At 74.1% G+C, this 13,779-nt stretch carries 16 protein-coding genes; 12 read left to right on the forward strand and 4 right to left on the reverse strand.

Translation table 11 applies throughout. The annotated features are described in order from the left end of the window. From rnhA to AC1DQC_RS08175, 7 genes are all read left to right on the forward strand, one after another. A complete protein-coding gene (gene rnhA / locus AC1DQC_RS08145; RefSeq protein WP_477050753.1) occupies positions 1-429 on the forward strand; it encodes a ribonuclease HI in 429 nt (142 codons plus the stop codon). Between the two features lie 143 nt (positions 430-572). Further along, positions 573-1,451, forward strand: a complete 879-nt coding sequence (locus AC1DQC_RS08150) for an oxygenase MpaB family protein (RefSeq protein ID WP_477050722.1) — start codon at positions 573-575, stop codon at positions 1,449-1,451. Next, positions 1,448-2,182 carry a glutamine amidotransferase gene (locus tag AC1DQC_RS08155; RefSeq protein ID WP_477050723.1) on the forward strand — a complete coding sequence of 245 codons (735 nt, stop codon included), beginning with the start codon at positions 1,448-1,450 and terminating at the stop codon, positions 2,180-2,182. The genes AC1DQC_RS08150 and AC1DQC_RS08155 overlap by 4 nt, the downstream gene beginning before the upstream one ends. A gap of 36 nt (positions 2,183-2,218) precedes the next feature. Then, positions 2,219-2,854 (forward strand): AMIN-like domain-containing (lipo)protein, encoded by a 636-nt coding sequence (locus AC1DQC_RS08160; protein WP_477050724.1) that lies wholly within the window; start codon positions 2,219-2,221, stop codon positions 2,852-2,854. A 68-nt stretch (positions 2,855-2,922) separates the two neighbouring features. Further along, complete coding sequence (locus AC1DQC_RS08165) at positions 2,923-4,287, forward strand: ferredoxin reductase family protein (RefSeq protein WP_477050725.1); 1,365 nt, start codon at positions 2,923-2,925, stop codon at positions 4,285-4,287. After that, positions 4,284-4,778 carry an FMN-binding protein gene (locus AC1DQC_RS08170; RefSeq protein ID WP_477050726.1) on the forward strand — a complete coding sequence of 165 codons (495 nt, stop codon included), beginning with the start codon at positions 4,284-4,286 and terminating at the stop codon, positions 4,776-4,778. Before AC1DQC_RS08165 ends, AC1DQC_RS08170 begins: the two co-directional genes overlap by 4 nt. A 2-nt stretch (positions 4,779-4,780) precedes the next feature. Next, positions 4,781-5,518, forward strand: coding sequence for an FAD:protein FMN transferase (locus AC1DQC_RS08175; protein ID WP_477050727.1), 738 nt, complete (start codon positions 4,781-4,783; stop codon positions 5,516-5,518). On the opposite strand, the gene AC1DQC_RS08180 is transcribed toward AC1DQC_RS08175, so the two are convergent. From AC1DQC_RS08180 to AC1DQC_RS08190, 3 genes are read right to left on the reverse strand one after another with little or no spacing between them, the layout of a single operon-like run. Further along, the gene (locus AC1DQC_RS08180) at positions 5,490-6,716 is read right to left on the reverse strand and encodes a sensor histidine kinase (RefSeq protein WP_477050728.1); all 1,227 of its coding nucleotides are present in this window, start codon (positions 6,714-6,716) and stop codon (positions 5,490-5,492) included. The genes AC1DQC_RS08175 and AC1DQC_RS08180 overlap by 29 nt on opposite strands. Next, positions 6,713-7,378: a response regulator transcription factor gene (locus AC1DQC_RS08185; RefSeq protein ID WP_477050729.1), complete on the reverse strand. Its 666-nt coding sequence runs from the start codon at positions 7,376-7,378 to the stop codon at positions 6,713-6,715. Before AC1DQC_RS08185 ends, AC1DQC_RS08180 begins: the two co-directional genes overlap by 4 nt. A 47-nt stretch (positions 7,379-7,425) precedes the next feature. After that, entirely contained in the window at positions 7,426-8,292 is an 867-nt protein-coding gene (locus AC1DQC_RS08190; RefSeq protein ID WP_477050730.1) for a 3-methyladenine DNA glycosylase, read from the reverse strand. Positions 8,293-8,327: 35 nt separating this feature from the next. On the opposite strand from AC1DQC_RS08190, the gene AC1DQC_RS08195 reads away from it, so the two are divergent. Next, positions 8,328-8,717 (forward strand): DUF1304 domain-containing protein, encoded by a 390-nt coding sequence (locus AC1DQC_RS08195; protein ID WP_477050731.1) that lies wholly within the window; start codon positions 8,328-8,330, stop codon positions 8,715-8,717. Here the strand turns inward: AC1DQC_RS08195 and AC1DQC_RS08200 are convergent. Beyond that, positions 8,707-9,729, reverse strand: a complete 1,023-nt coding sequence (locus tag AC1DQC_RS08200) for a DUF418 domain-containing protein (protein ID WP_477050732.1) — start codon at positions 9,727-9,729, stop codon at positions 8,707-8,709. The genes AC1DQC_RS08195 and AC1DQC_RS08200 overlap by 11 nt on opposite strands. A gap of 92 nt (positions 9,730-9,821) precedes the next feature. On the opposite strand from AC1DQC_RS08200, the gene AC1DQC_RS08205 reads away from it, so the two are divergent. The 4 genes from AC1DQC_RS08205 to AC1DQC_RS08220 all read left to right on the forward strand — a co-directional run bounded on the left by AC1DQC_RS08205 (position 9,822) and on the right by AC1DQC_RS08220 (position 13,743). Then, entirely contained in the window at positions 9,822-10,643 is an 822-nt protein-coding gene (locus AC1DQC_RS08205) for a methyltransferase domain-containing protein (RefSeq protein ID WP_477050733.1), read from the forward strand. A gap of 14 nt (positions 10,644-10,657) precedes the next feature. Further along, the gene (locus AC1DQC_RS08210) at positions 10,658-11,443 is read left to right on the forward strand and encodes a fumarylacetoacetate hydrolase family protein (RefSeq protein WP_477050734.1); all 786 of its coding nucleotides are present in this window, start codon (positions 10,658-10,660) and stop codon (positions 11,441-11,443) included. A 75-nt stretch (positions 11,444-11,518) separates the two neighbouring features. Continuing rightward, positions 11,519-13,015, forward strand: coding sequence for a glutamate--tRNA ligase (gltX, locus tag AC1DQC_RS08215; RefSeq protein ID WP_477050735.1), 1,497 nt, complete (start codon positions 11,519-11,521; stop codon positions 13,013-13,015). Continuing rightward, positions 13,015-13,743, forward strand: coding sequence for an HAD family hydrolase (locus AC1DQC_RS08220; RefSeq protein WP_477050736.1), 729 nt, complete (start codon positions 13,015-13,017; stop codon positions 13,741-13,743). Before gltX ends, AC1DQC_RS08220 begins: the two co-directional genes overlap by 1 nt. Positions 13,744-13,779 lie beyond the last annotated feature (36 nt).

Consider the following 13,779-nt stretch of genomic DNA (forward strand, 5'->3'; position numbering starts at 1 on the left):
ATGTGGACCGACGGCGCCTGCAAGGGCAACCCGGGGATCGGCGGCTGGGGCGCCTGGATGCGCTACGGCGAGCACGAGCGCGAGCTGTTCGGCGGCGAGGCGCTCACCACCAACAACCGCATGGAGCTGACCGCGGTCATCGAGGGCCTGCGGGCGCTCACCCGTTCGTGTGCGGTGACCCTGCACGTCGACTCGCAGTACGTGATGAACGGTGTGACCAGGTGGATCGCCGGGTGGAAGCGCAACGGGTGGCGCACCGGGGACAAGAAGCCCGTGAAGAACCAGGAGCTCTGGGAGGCGCTCGACGCCGAGGTCGCCCGGCACACGGTCACGTGGGTCTGGGTCAAGGGGCACGCCGGCGATCCAGGGAACGAGCGCGCCGACCAGCTGGCCAACCGCGGCGTGGAGCTGGTCCGCGCCGGGCTCTGAGATCAGGCACCCGGACTCGACGGCGCCGAGCGAGCCCGGCCGTCACGACCGAGGTTGGTGGCACGCACGGCCCGGCCGGGCGCGCTCCGGACAGGGCCGACCTACCATCGACTGGCAGGGGAAGCGGTCGAGGGGAGATGCCGATGGTGCGACGCCTCGCCGCCGTGCGAGACCGGGCGGGGACGAGCCTGTTCCTGCGGGTCGCCGGCCCCGACGGTCTGGCCAGCCGCGAACGCATCCACGGCACGCCCGGCCCGCGCTGGTACCCGCCCGGCTCGGCCATCCGCACGGTGCACGGCGACGCGTCGATGTTCGTCGGCGGCATGCGGGCCCTGCTCCTGCAGTCGCTGCACCCGGCGGCGATGGCCGCGGTCGCCGCGCACTCCGGCTACCGCGGCGACCCGTGGGGCCGGCTGGCGCGGACCAGCACGTTCCTCGCCGTCACCACGTTCGGCACCATCGACGACGCGACCGCGGCGATCGACCGCGTCCGGTGGGTGCACGAGCGGATCAAGGGGGTGACGCCCGAGGGCCTCGAGTACTTCGCCGGCGATCCCACGCTGCTGCGCTGGGTGCACGTGGCGGAGGTGGACAGCTTCCTGCGGGCGCACCGCGCGTACGGGCAGCGGACGCTCGACGCCGCGGGCGCCGACGAGTACGTCGCGCAGGCGTCGCGCGTCGCGATCGCGCTCGGCGCCGAGCGCGTGCCCGAGTCGGTGGCCGAGCTGGCCAAGGCGCTGGAGGAGTTCCGTCCCGCGCTGGGGCCGTCGACCGCCGCGCGCGAGGCCGCCGACTTCCTGCTGCACGAGCCGCCCGTCCCGCGGAGCCTGCGGGCGGGCTACACCCTGCTCGCGCGCGCGGCCGTCGCGTCGATGCCGGCGTGGTCGTTCGAGCCGCTCGGGCTGGAGCGCCCGGGACGCGTCGGGCTCGCGGCGGCCCGGACGGCGGGGTCCGTGGCGACGCGGTCGATCCGCTGGATGCTGGGGCCCGAGGACGCGAGTCGGGTGTCGGGCGTGCGATGACCCGGTTCCTGCTCCTGAGCTCGCGCGCGGAGGACGTCGCCGCCGACGGGGAGCACGCCGCGTTCCTGCGGTTCGGGGGCCTGCGGGCCGACGAGCTGGAGCAGGTGCGCATGGAGGCGGCGCCGTTCCTGCCCGTCGACCTCGACCGGTACGACGGCATCATCGTCGGCGGCAGCCCGTACGACGCGAGCAAGCCCGAGGACCAGAAGTCGGCCGTGCAGCGCCGCGTCGAGGCCGAGATGTCGACACTGCTCGACGACGTGGTCGACCGCGACCTGCCGTTCCTGGGCGCCTGCTACGGCGTCGGAACGCTGGGGGTGCACCAGGGCGCGGTCATCGACGGCACGTACGCCGAGCCGATCGGCGCGGTGACCATCACGCTCACCGACGAGGGCCGGGCGGACCCGCTGCTCGCGGCGCTGCCCGCGTCCTTCGAGGCCTTCGTCGGCCACAAGGAGGCGTGCCGGGTGCTGCCTGCCGACGCCGTGTTGCTCGCCTCGTCGGCCACGTGCCCCGTCCAGATGTTCCGCGTGCGCGAGAACCTCTACGCCACGCAGTTCCACCCCGAGCTCGACCTGGCGGGCATCGTGACGCGCATCGGGGTGTACCGCGACTACGGCTACTACCGCCCGCGGGAGTACGACGACGTCGTCGCGCGGGTGCAGGCCGCGGACGTCTGGGCACCGCCGCTGATCCTGGAGGCCTTCGTCAGGCGGTACGCGGCCGCGTGAGCACAGTCCGGCGCTCTCCCGTCATAGTCTCGGCAGATGACGCACGGACTGCTGGGGGGACGAGCGGCGGTGCTCGCCGTGCTGGCGGGGGCCGTCCTGGCCACCGCCGCGTGCGGCGCGGACGACGAGCCCGGCGGTGCGAGCTCGGCGGCGACGACCGCGGCGACGACCGCGGCGACCCCGTCGGAGACCGCGTCCGCCGCCGGGACGCCGACCGAGGAGCCCGCGCCCGTGCCCTTCCCGGCCGACACCGCGGAGGACCAGGCAGACAGCTCGGCCGGTGCGGCGCTGACGGTCACCGGTGTCACCACCGGGCAGCACGACGGGTACGACCGCGTCGTGTTCGAGCTCGCGGGCACCGGGACGCCCGGGTGGATCGCCGCCTACGTGGACCAGGCGGTCGACGACCCGCAGGACGACGTCCTCGACCTCGCCGGTGACGCGGTGCTGCAGGTGGTCCTCACGGGGCTGCAGATGCCCGAGGGCGCGGCGCCGCAGCCGGCACCCCTGCTGACGCCGGACTACGCCGTGCTGCGCGAGGTGAACCTGCGCGGCTGGTTCGAGGGGCAGCAGTCGGCGTTCCTCGGGCTCACCGAGGCGGGCCACCCGTTCCGTGTGTTCGCCCTCACCGATCCCACCCGCGTGGTGGTGGACGTCCGGCACGACGGCTGACGGCGCCGCACAGCGTGCGGACAGGAACCTCGGAGAAACCTCTGAGATCGCGTGGGCACACTCGTGACATGGCCACGACCACCTGGGAAGCCCCGACGATCGCTCCGGTCGCCGCACCGGCGCCCGCCCGTCCACGAGGCGGCGTGCTCCCCGTCCTCTGGCTCGGGGTCGTCGCGGTGCTGGTGTTCTGGTGGACGGGCACGGACGCGGCCGCCGGGGCGACGCCCGGAGGGGCGCTCACGGCGCTCGGCGAGCTCGTCGGCCTGCTCGCCTCCTACCTCGTCTGCGCGCAGCTGCTGCTGGTCGGCCGCGTCCCGTGGTTCGAGCGGGCCGTCGGGTTCGACCGGCTGGTCGCCTGGCACCGCTCGCTCGGCACGTCCGTGGTGCTGCTGGTGCTCACGCACGTGCTGCTCATGATCGTCGGCGGCGCACTGCTCGACGGCCTCACCCTGTGGTCCGAGGTCCCCGGCGTGCTCGCGCGCCAGCCCTACCTGTGGCCCGCGCTGATCGGGACGGTCCTCTTCGTCGCCGTCGGGCTCTCGAGCGCCCGGCTGGCCCGCCAGCGGCTCTCCTACGAGGTCTGGTTCGCGGTGCACCTGTCGATCTACGTCGGGGTGTTCCTCGCCTTCGCCCACCAGGTCGCCGGCGGCACCCACTTCGTCGACTCGCCCGTCGCGCGCGGCCTGTGGATCGTCCTGTACGCGGGGACGGCGGCGGCGCTGCTGACGTGGCGGGTGGCCCTGCCGCTGCTCGCGCACCGTCGGCTGGCGCTGCGGGTGTCGGCCGTGGTGCCCGAGGGGCGCGGGCTGGCGAGCCTGTGGCTGGAAGGACGCGGCCTGGGGTCGCTGGGCGCCCGCGGCGGGCAGTTCTTCCTCCTGCGGTTCCTCGCTCCGGGACACCGGGCGACCGCGCACCCGTACTCGCTGTCGATGGTGCCCACGGGCGACCACCTGCGGTTCACGATCGGGGCGCTGGGGGACCACTCGTCGGCCGTCGCGGATCTCCGGCCGGGCMCCCGGGTGCAGGTCGAGGGCCCGTTCGGCCACTTCACGGCGGACCGCGCCACCACCCGCAAGGCGGTGCTGGTCGCCGGCGGTGCCGGGGTCGGGCCCGTGCGCGCCCTGGCCGAGGACCTGCTCGTGCGGGGGCACCAGCTCGTCGTCGTGCACCGCGCGCACGACGCGGACGGGCTCGCCCTGGCCGCCGAGTTCACGCCGTCGCCGGGCCTGCGGTACGTGCCCGTGCCCGGTCGCCGCAGCCAGCTGGGCTACGACCCGCTCGACGCGGCGCACCTGCGCGCGCTCGTGCCCGACGTCGCCGAGCGGGACGTGTTCGTCTGCGGCCCGCCCGCGATGACCGACACCGTCGTGCGGTCGGCCCGGGCCCTGGGCGTGCCGCGCACCGCCATCCACCGAGAGGAGATCGAGTCATGACCGCACGCTGGCGGGGAACCCTGATCTACACCGGGGCCGTGGCCGCGATGGGGGCGGCCGGGTTCGCCAAGTTCGCGGTGCTCGCACCGGCGCCCACGGCGGAGAGCTCCGCGTCGACGCCGTCAGCCGACGCCGGCTCGTCGACCTCGGGCTCCTCGAGCTCCGCCGGGTCGAGCGCCAGCAGCACCGACTCGGGTGCGGCAACGACGACCAACGACACGGTCACGATCGTCGGGTCGTCGGTGCAGACCCGGTACGGACCGGTGCAGGTGTCGGTGACGTTCACGGGCGGCCAGATCACCGACGTCCAGGCGCTGCAGGTGCCCGGGGGCCATCGCGAGAGCGTCCAGATCAACGCGCGGGCGACGCCGATCCTCGCGCAGGAGGTGATCGCCGCCCAGTCGGCGCAGATCGACACCGTCTCGGGCGCCACGTACACCTCGGAGGCCTATGCGGAGTCCGTGCAGGCGGCCATCGACCAGGCGGGCTGACCGTGCGCCACCTGGAGCTGGTGATGGGCGTCCCGATGTCGGTGGACGTCCGGCACGACGGCGACGTCGGGCTCGTGCGCGACACCGTGCGCGCGGCGTTCGACACGATGCACGACGCCGACCGACGGTTCAGCCGGTTCCGCCCGGACAGCGAGCTGAGCCGGTTCGACCGGGGCGAGAGCGGGGAGCCCAGCGACGACCTGCGCGAGGTGCTGGGCATCGCCGCACGCTTCGCCGCGGCGTCCGGGGGCGCGTTCAGCGTCCGGAGGCCCGACGGCTCGCTCGACACCGACGGCGTGGTCAAGGGCTGGGCGGCGCAGCGCGCGGCCGACACCCTGATCGCCGCCGGGCTGACCACCTTCTGCCTCAACGCGGGCGGCGACGTCGTCGTGCGCGGCGAGCCCGAGCCCGGGCGGGGATGGCACGTCGGCGTGCGCGACCCGGCCGACCCGCAGGCCTTCCTCACCGTGCTCGAGGTGCGGGACGGCGCAGTCGCGACGTCCGGCACGTACGAGCGCGGCGAGCACGTCTGGGACGGCCGCACCGGCGCAGCGGCGACCGGCCTGCTCGCGGCGACCGTCGTGGCCGCGGACCTCACCACCGCCGACGTCCTGGCCACGTGCGTGCTGGCCCTCGGTCCCGACGGGATCGCCTGGGCCGCCGAGCACGGCGCCGCGGCGGTGCTCGCCGTCGGTGCGGACGGCGAGGTCCTCACGGGGCTGCAGGCAGCTCCAGCGTGATGACGGCGCCGGTGCGCCCGTCGCCACGAGCCGTCGCCGTCACCGTGCCGCCGTGCTGGGCGGCGACCTCGGCGACCAGCGCGAGCCCGAGGCCGTAGTGGCGGCGCTCGTCGTCGGGGCCGTCCGCCCGGTGCGACGCGAAGCGCTCGAACAGGCGGTCGCTCTCGGGCAGCCCGGGGCCGTCGTCGCGCACCTCCACGGCCACGCGTCCGCCCCGCGCGAGCACCACGACCTCGACCGCCGTCGTCGCGTGGTCGAGGGCGTTGTCGACGAGGGCCGTGACCGCCCGGCGGAACGCGACCGGTGACGCGAGGGCCGACGCCGCCGGGTCACCGTCGCGCTCGATCCGCACGTCGCGCTCCAGGGCGGTCGCGCGTGCGGCGTCGACCACCTCCTGCGCGAGCGCGACCGCGTCGACGGGCACCGCGTCGACCGACCGCGCGTCGGCCGCCAGCAGCATGTCGTCCAGGACGGCGGTGAGGGCGGCCGCGTCGGCGAGCAGGCCGTCGACGTCGTGCCGGACCCGCTCCGGTGACGGGCCGTCCCAGTCGGCGCTCAGGTGCCGGTCGAGCAGCTGCGCGCGGGTCGAGAGCAGCGTCAGGGGGGTGCGCAGCTCGTGGCTCGCATCGGCGACGAACCGCCGCTGCAGGGCGAGCGCGGCCACCATCGGCTGCACCGCCCGGCGCGTCAGCCACACCGCGCCGAGCCCCGCGAGCAGGACGCCGAGCGCGCTCGCGGCCAGCAGGGCGGCGGCGAGCCGGGCCAGCTCCTCGCGCGTCTCGGTGGGGTCCAGCGCCGCCTGCACGACCGTCCCCTCGTGGCTGCCCGTGAGCACGCGGACCGTGCCGGCGTCGGTGGGTGCCGTGCTCCACACGTCCTCGCCCGACCTGGCCACCTGCCGCATCACGTCGAGGTCGGGGAGGCTGTCCGGTAGCTCGTCGGAGGCCGACAGCCCACGCTGCGACGCGACGGCGACCCACATGCCGGGCGGGGCGTCGTGGGCGTCGTCGATCGAGTGGACCGCGCCCTCGAGCCGGGCCGTGGCCGACTCGGCCTGGGCCCGGGTGACCACGAGGAGCACCGCCACCCCCACGACCACGAGGCACCCGAGGACCAGGAGCGCGGTCTGCACCCCGAGCCGACGAGCCGTCCGCCGCAGGGCGTCGCGCTCCGCCCCGGTGGCGGGCTCGGTGGTCACCCGGCCCCCAACCTGTACCCCGCGCCCCGGACGGTCGCGACGCTCGCCCGACCCAGCTTGCGCCGCACGTAGTACACGTAGGTGTCGACGACGCCCTCGTCCTCGGCTTGGGTGAACACCCGGTCCAGGATCTCGGCCCTGCTGAACACCTGCCGGGGGTGCCGCGCGAGCAGCTCGAGCAGCGAGCACTCGCGCTCCGAGAGGTCCACAAGGTCGCCCGACGCGAGCGTGACCTGGCGCGTGTCCACGTCGAGCGTCCCGGCGGGGACGGGCAGCGACGTCGCGTGCTCGTAGCGCCGCCGCCGCAGCGCGCGGAGCCGCGCGGCCAGCTCGTCGACGTCGAACGGCTTGCTCATGTAGTCCTCGGCGCCGGCATCCAGCCCGGCGACCCGGTCCGCGGGGTTGCCCAGCGCCGAGAGCACCAGCGCAGGCGTGACCACGCCCTTCGACCGCAGCCGGCCCAGCAGGTCGAGGCCCTCGATGGCGGGCAGCCCCCGGTCGAGCACGATGACGTCATAGGTGCGGGTCAGGCCGAGGTGCAGCCCCCGCTGGCCGTCCCGCGCGACGTCGACCTCGTACCCCTCGCCGACCAGGATCTGCTCGAGCATGGACGCGAGCTGGCGGTCGTCCTCGACGAGCAGCAGCTGCGCGGGGTCGGGCATCGCCTGCTCTCCTTCGCGGTCGACTGATCGCATCGTACGGTCGACCGTCAGGCCAGCACGGCCTCGCACACCACGACCAGCCGCTCGCGCAGGACGTTCCCCCGGTCGGCGAACCCGCGCTGCCGCGCGACGTACTCGGCCTTGCCGTCGGGGGTCTCGATCGCGACGGGATCCAGGCCGTAGGTGGTCACGTCGTACGGCGACGCCTGCATGTCGAGCGTCCGGATGTCCCGGGCGAGCGCGAAGCAGTCGAGCAGCAGGTCGCCGGGCACGGCCGGACCCAGCTTCGTCGCCCACTTGTAGACGTCCATCCCGGCGTGCAGGCAGCCGGGCTGCTCCATCGCGGTCATGGAGTCGCGCGTCGGCCGCAGCGTGTTGCGGTCCACGGCCTCGGGGGTGAAGAACCGGTAGGCGTCGAAGTGCGTGCACCGGATCTTGTGGGTCTCGACCACCGCGTCGGTGCCGGCCGACCCGAGCCGCAGGGGGAGCGGGTGCCGGTGCTCGTCGGCCTCGCGGTAGACCATCGCCCACTCGTGGAGGCCGAAGCAGCCGGTGAGCGCCGGGCGACCGAGCGTCGCGGTGAGCAGCCCGTGGATGAAGCGGACCGCGTCGCCGCGCTCGGCGACGAACGCCGCGGCGTCCAGCTCGACGACGCCGGCCGCCTCCCGGTACCACCGCCACCCGGCGTGCGGCGCGGGCGCCTCGAGCCCGACGCCGACCCCGGGGTGCCAGCGACGCAGCGCCGCGGGCGACACCGGGTAGTACTCGAACAGGAAGTCCTCGATCGCGTGCTTCTGCTGGCGCGAGCGGCGCTCGCGTCGGGCGGCGGTGAACGCGTCGGCGCGCTCCGCGTGCGCGGCGGCGCGCGACGACCAGGTCGCGGCGTCGAGCACGGGGGGAGCGGTCACGGTCACGCGTCCAGGGTAGGCGAACCTGCCAGACTGCCCCCGTGGTCATCCTCGCGTCCGTCTTCGCCGTGCTCGCCGCGCTGCTGCACGTCCTGTTCTTCGCCTACGAGTCGCTGCTGTTCGAGCGGCCCGACGTGCACGCCCGGTTCCAGACCCGCACGCAGGACGTGCCCGCGGTGAAGCCGTGGGCCTACAACCAGGGCTTCTACAACCTGTTCCTGGCCGTCGGCGCGCTCGTCGGCGCCGTTCTCGCGCTCGCGGGCCAGGAGACCGTAGGTCTCGCGCTGATCCTTCTCGCCTGCGGCTCGATGCTCGCCGCCGCGCTCGTGCTCGTCGCGACGAACCGCAGCATGGCCCGCGCCGCCGCGACCCAGGGCACGTTCCCGCTGCTCGCCGTGGTCTTCGCGGTGCTCGCGCTCGTCAGCGGCTGACCGGCTGGTTGGCCGGCAGCTCGTCCGGCGCCACGTCGGCCGCGCTGGTCGACACCCGGTGCAGCACCCACTCGAGCGGCCCGCGCCCGAGGGTCGTGGCCCAGAGCCAGCACAGCGCGACCGTGGTGAGCACGAACACGAGCCAGACGACGAGGGTCGGGTCGTAGACGACGGTCCGCCCCAGGGCCGCGATGACGACGATGTGCACGGTGTAGGCGGTGAGCGCGAGCGACCCGACGGCCGCCAGCGGCGCCAGGACGCCGGGCCACCGCTCCGCGAGGGCGAGCGACGCGGCGATCACGAGGAGGGCGACGCCGACGTTGCCGACGACCTCGAACGTGGTCGACGAGTGCGGCTCGCTCGTCGCCAGACCTGTGGGCCAGTGCAGGACGTGCAGCGCGACCCACGACCCGCCGTGCCCGAGGATCGCGAGGCCCACGCCGACGAGGGAACCGATGGCGCGCAGCGAGCGGTCGCGCAGGTCGCTGCGGCCGATGGCGAGCCCGAACAGCAGGTAGGCCAGCCAGACGATCGCGGGGTAGAAGTGTCCGGTCGCCAGGGCGACGAGAGTCGTGGCGGGCCGACCCTCCAGCTCGGCGGCGATGCTCTGGCCGAGCGGCGGCCCGAGCACGGCGACCACCCCGGCCGCGGTGAGCAGGGCCGCGCGCGACCAGCGCAGCGCGAGGCAGCCGAGCGCGAAGAGCAGGCCGTACGTCGGCAGGATCACGGCGACCGGCGTCGCGAGCAGGACCAGGAGCTCCCCGAGCGCGAACAGCAGCAGCGCACGCACCAGGATGCGGACGCGCGCCTGGACGAGCCGGGTCCCCGTGACGGGGGAGGCGCCGCCGGACAGTAGGCCGAGCGACAGGCCAGCGAGCACGACGAACAGCGAGGCCGGCCGTCCGTCGGCCAGCTCGGAGAAGCCGTAGGGGTCGTCGGGACCGACGTGCGCGGTCATCATCCCGAGCACGGCCAGGCCCCTGGCGACGTCGATCCCGACGATCCGGCGCATGCTCGGATGCTAGCGAGCCGCGGAATCTCGCATGTCGAAACGGTTCGTTCCGATTGTTGAACTCTCCCCCTCTCGGATGATTACAGTTCGATGTGAACTCTCCGACGCACCCCGACGTGTACACCCACGGGCACCACGAGTCCGTGCTGCGCTCGCACCGGTGGCGCACCGCCGAGAACTCCGCCGCGTACCTGCTGCCCGCCCTCGTGCCGGGTACCCGCCTGCTCGACGTGGGCTGCGGCCCGGGGTCCGTGACCATCGACCTCGCGGCGCGCCTGGAGCCCGGTGAGGTCGTCGGCGTGGACACGTCAGCGGCCGTCGTCGAGATCGCGCAGAAGGCCGCCGCGGACGCCGGCGCGGACAACGTGACGTTCCAGGTGGCCGACGCCTACGAGCTGCCGTTCCCCGACGACGCCTTCGACGTGGTCCACGCGCACCAGGTGCTGCAGCACCTCACCGACCCCATCGCTGCCCTCCGGGAGATGCGCCGCGTCACCAAGCCGGGCGGCATCGTCGCCGTGCGGGACGCCGACTACTCCGGCATGACCTGGTACCCGCAGTCGAACGGCCTCGACGAGTGGCGCGAGCTGTACCACGAGGTCACGCAGGCCAACGAGGCCGACGCCAACGCCGGCCGCAAGCTGCTGTCGTGGGTCCGCGAGGCCGGCTTCGACCCGGCGGGCATCGTCCCCAGCGCCGGCGTCTGGTGCTACGCCACCCCGGAGGACCGGACGTGGTGGGCCAGCCTCTGGGCGGACCGCTCGGTCGCCTCCAACTTCGCCGCGCAGGCCATCGCGCACGGGCTCGCCGACGAGGTCGGCCTGGAGCTGCTGGCCGACGCCTGGCGCGAGTGGGGCGCTCAGCCCGAGGGCTGGTTCGCGGTGCTCCACGGCGAGGTGCTCGCGCGCGCCTGACCTAGGCTGCCGACATGCGCATCGCGAGGTTCACCACCGGGGGAGACCCCCGCTACGCCCTGGTCGACGGAGCCCCCGGCTCCGAGGAGCTCGTGGTCATCACGGGTGACCCGCTCTACACGCCCGTCCAGCCGACGGGCGAGCAGATCCGGCTCGACGACGACAGCGTCCGCCTGCTGGCCCCCGTGATCCCGCGGTCCAAGATCATCGGGGTCGGCCGCAACTACGCCGCGCACGCCGCCGAGCTGGGCAACGAGGTCCCCGCGGCGCCGCTGCTCTTCCTCAAGCCCAACACGTCGATCATCGGGCCGGACGACCCGATCGTCCTGCCCGACTGGACCGAGCACGTGGACCACGAAGCCGAGCTGGCCATCGTCATCGGCAAGGTCACCAAGGACGTCCCCGCGGACCGTGCCCTCGACCACGTCTTCGGGTACACCGTGGCCAACGACGTCACCGCGCGCGACGTCCAGCGCGCCGACTCCCAGTGGACCCGCGCCAAGGGCTTCGACGGCTCCTGCCCGATCGGCCCGTGGATCGTGCCGGGCCTCGACGTCGACGACCTGTTCGTCCGCGCCCGCGTCAACGGCACGACGACGCAGGACGGCCGCACCTCCCAGATGATCTTCGACTCGGCGTACCTCGTGTCGTACATCTCCGAGGTGTTCACGCTCCTGCCGGGCGACGTCATCCTCACCGGCACCCCCGCGGGCGTGGGCCCGATCGTGGACCGGGATGTCGTGGAGATCGAGGTCGAGGAGATCGGGACGCTGCGCAACCCGGTCCTGCGCCGGCACTAGCTCGGGCGGACGAACGTCGCGGACAGGCGAGCACGCTGCGCAACCCGGTCCTGCGCCGCCACTAATCTGGAGCCCGTGACTTCCTCTCCCGGCTCTGCTGTGCGCGTCCGCTTCTGCCCCTCGCCCACCGGTCTGCCGCACGTCGGCATGGTCCGCACGGCGCTGTTCAACTGGGCGTACGCACGCCACACGGGCGGCACGTTCGTGTTCCGGGTCGAGGACACCGACGCCGCGCGGGACTCGCAGGAGTCCTACCTGCAGCTGCTGGACGCATTGCGGTGGCTCGGGCTGGACTGGGACGAGGGCGTCGAGGTGGGCGGCCCGCACGAGCCGTACCGGCAGTCGCAGCGCATGGACCTGTACGCCGACGTGGTGCGCCGCCTGGTCGAGGGCGGCCACGTGTACGAGTCGTTCTCGACGCCTGAGGAGATCGAGGCGCGCCACCGGGCGGCGGGGCGGGACCCGAAGCTCGGCTACGACGGTGCGGACCGCGACCTCTCCGACGAGGACAGGGCGGCGTTCCGCGCCGAAGGCCGCGAGCCGGTCCTGCGACTGCGGATGCCGGACGAGGACATCACGTTCACCGACCTGGTGCGCGGCGAGATCACGTTCAAGGCCGGGTCCGTGCCCGACTTCGTGATCGTCCGCGCCAACGGCCAGCCGCTGTACACGCTGGTCAACCCGGTGGACGACGCCCTCATGGGCATCACGCACGTGCTGCGGGGCGAGGACCTCCTGTCGTCGACGCCCCGGCAGATCGCGCTGTACCGGGCCCTGCTCGACATCGAGGTGGCGACGGTGATGCCGGTGTTCGGCCACCTGCCGTCGGTGCTCGGCGAGGGCACCAAGAAGCTCTCGAAGCGCGACCCGGAGTCCAACCTGTTCCTGCACCGGGACAACGGCTTCACGCCGGAGGGCCTGTTGAACTACCTCGCCCTGCTGGGCTGGTCGATCGGGCCGGACCGGGACATCTTCACGATGGCGGAGATGACGGCGGCCTTCGACGTCGCCGACGTCAACCCCAACCCCGCGCGCTTCGACCTCAAGAAGGCCGAGGCCATCAACTCCGCGCACATCCGGATGCTCGCGCCCGACGACTTCCGCGACCGCCTGGTCCCGTACCTGCACCGCGCGCACCTGGTGCCCACCGACGCGTACGCCGACCTCGAGCCGGCCCACCGCGCGCTGCTCGACGCGGGCGCGCCCCTGATCCAGGAGCGCATCACGCTGCTGGGCGAGGTCGTGGGGATGCTCGGCTTCCTGTTCGTCGCGGACGACGCGCTCGAGATCGCGGACGACGCCCGCGGCGCCCTGCGGGAGGACTCCGCGCCCGTGCTGGACGCCGCCGCGGCGGCGCTCGCGGGGCTCGACGACTTCACGACGACGACGACGCAGGAGGCCCTGCAGGCGGCGCTCGTCGACGGGCTCGGCATCAAGCCGCGGTTCGCGTTCACGCCGCTGCGCGTCGCGCTGAGCGGCCGCCGCATCTCGCCGCCGCTGTTCGAGTCCATGGAGATCCTGGGCAAGGAGTCGACGCTCGCGCGGATCGCCGGCCTGCGCGCGACCCTGTGATGCAGCTCGACGGCGTCCTCTTCGACATCGACGACACCCTCGTCGACACGCGCGGGGCGTTCGGCCACGCGCTGGCCGGCGTCGCCCGCCGCTACCTGCCGGACCTGCCCGAAGACCGGCACGCGGAGCTGGTGACGGTCTGGCGGGCGGACGTCGGCGGGCACTACGCGGCGTACACGCGCGGCGAGGTCGGGTACACCGAGCAGCGGATGGCGCGCGCGAACGAGCTGCACGAGCGGTTCGGCGGGCCCGCGCTGGACGACGCCGGCTTCGCGCGCTGGGACGAGACGTTCGAGGCGGAGTTCTCGGGCGCCTGGTCGGCGCACGACGACGTCGACGCGGTGGTCGACCGGCTGCTGGCGGCCGGCCTGGCGGTCGGCGCGCTGTCCAACGCGGCCGTGGCGTACCAGACCCGCAAGCTGGATCGGGCCGCCCTGCTCGACCGGGTGCCGATGCTCGTCGGCGTCGACACCCTCGGCTTCGGCAAGCCCGACCCGCGGGTGTTCCTCGAGGCCTGCCGCCTGCTCGGCACCGCCCCCGAGCGCACGGCGTACGTCGGCGACGAGCTCGACGTCGACGCCGCGGCCGCACGGGCCGCCGGCCTGGTCGGCGTGTGGCTGGACCGACCCGGCGGTCGCCGGGTCCCGATCAGCGACGACGAGATCGCCGATGCCGGCGTGGTCGTCGTGACGTCGCTCGACGAGCTCCCGGCGGCGCTGGGTCTGTAGGCGCACGCCCGGCGATCCGGACGTACCGTCGACCGG

Source organism: Cellulomonas sp. P4_H12 (genome assembly GCF_056400905.1).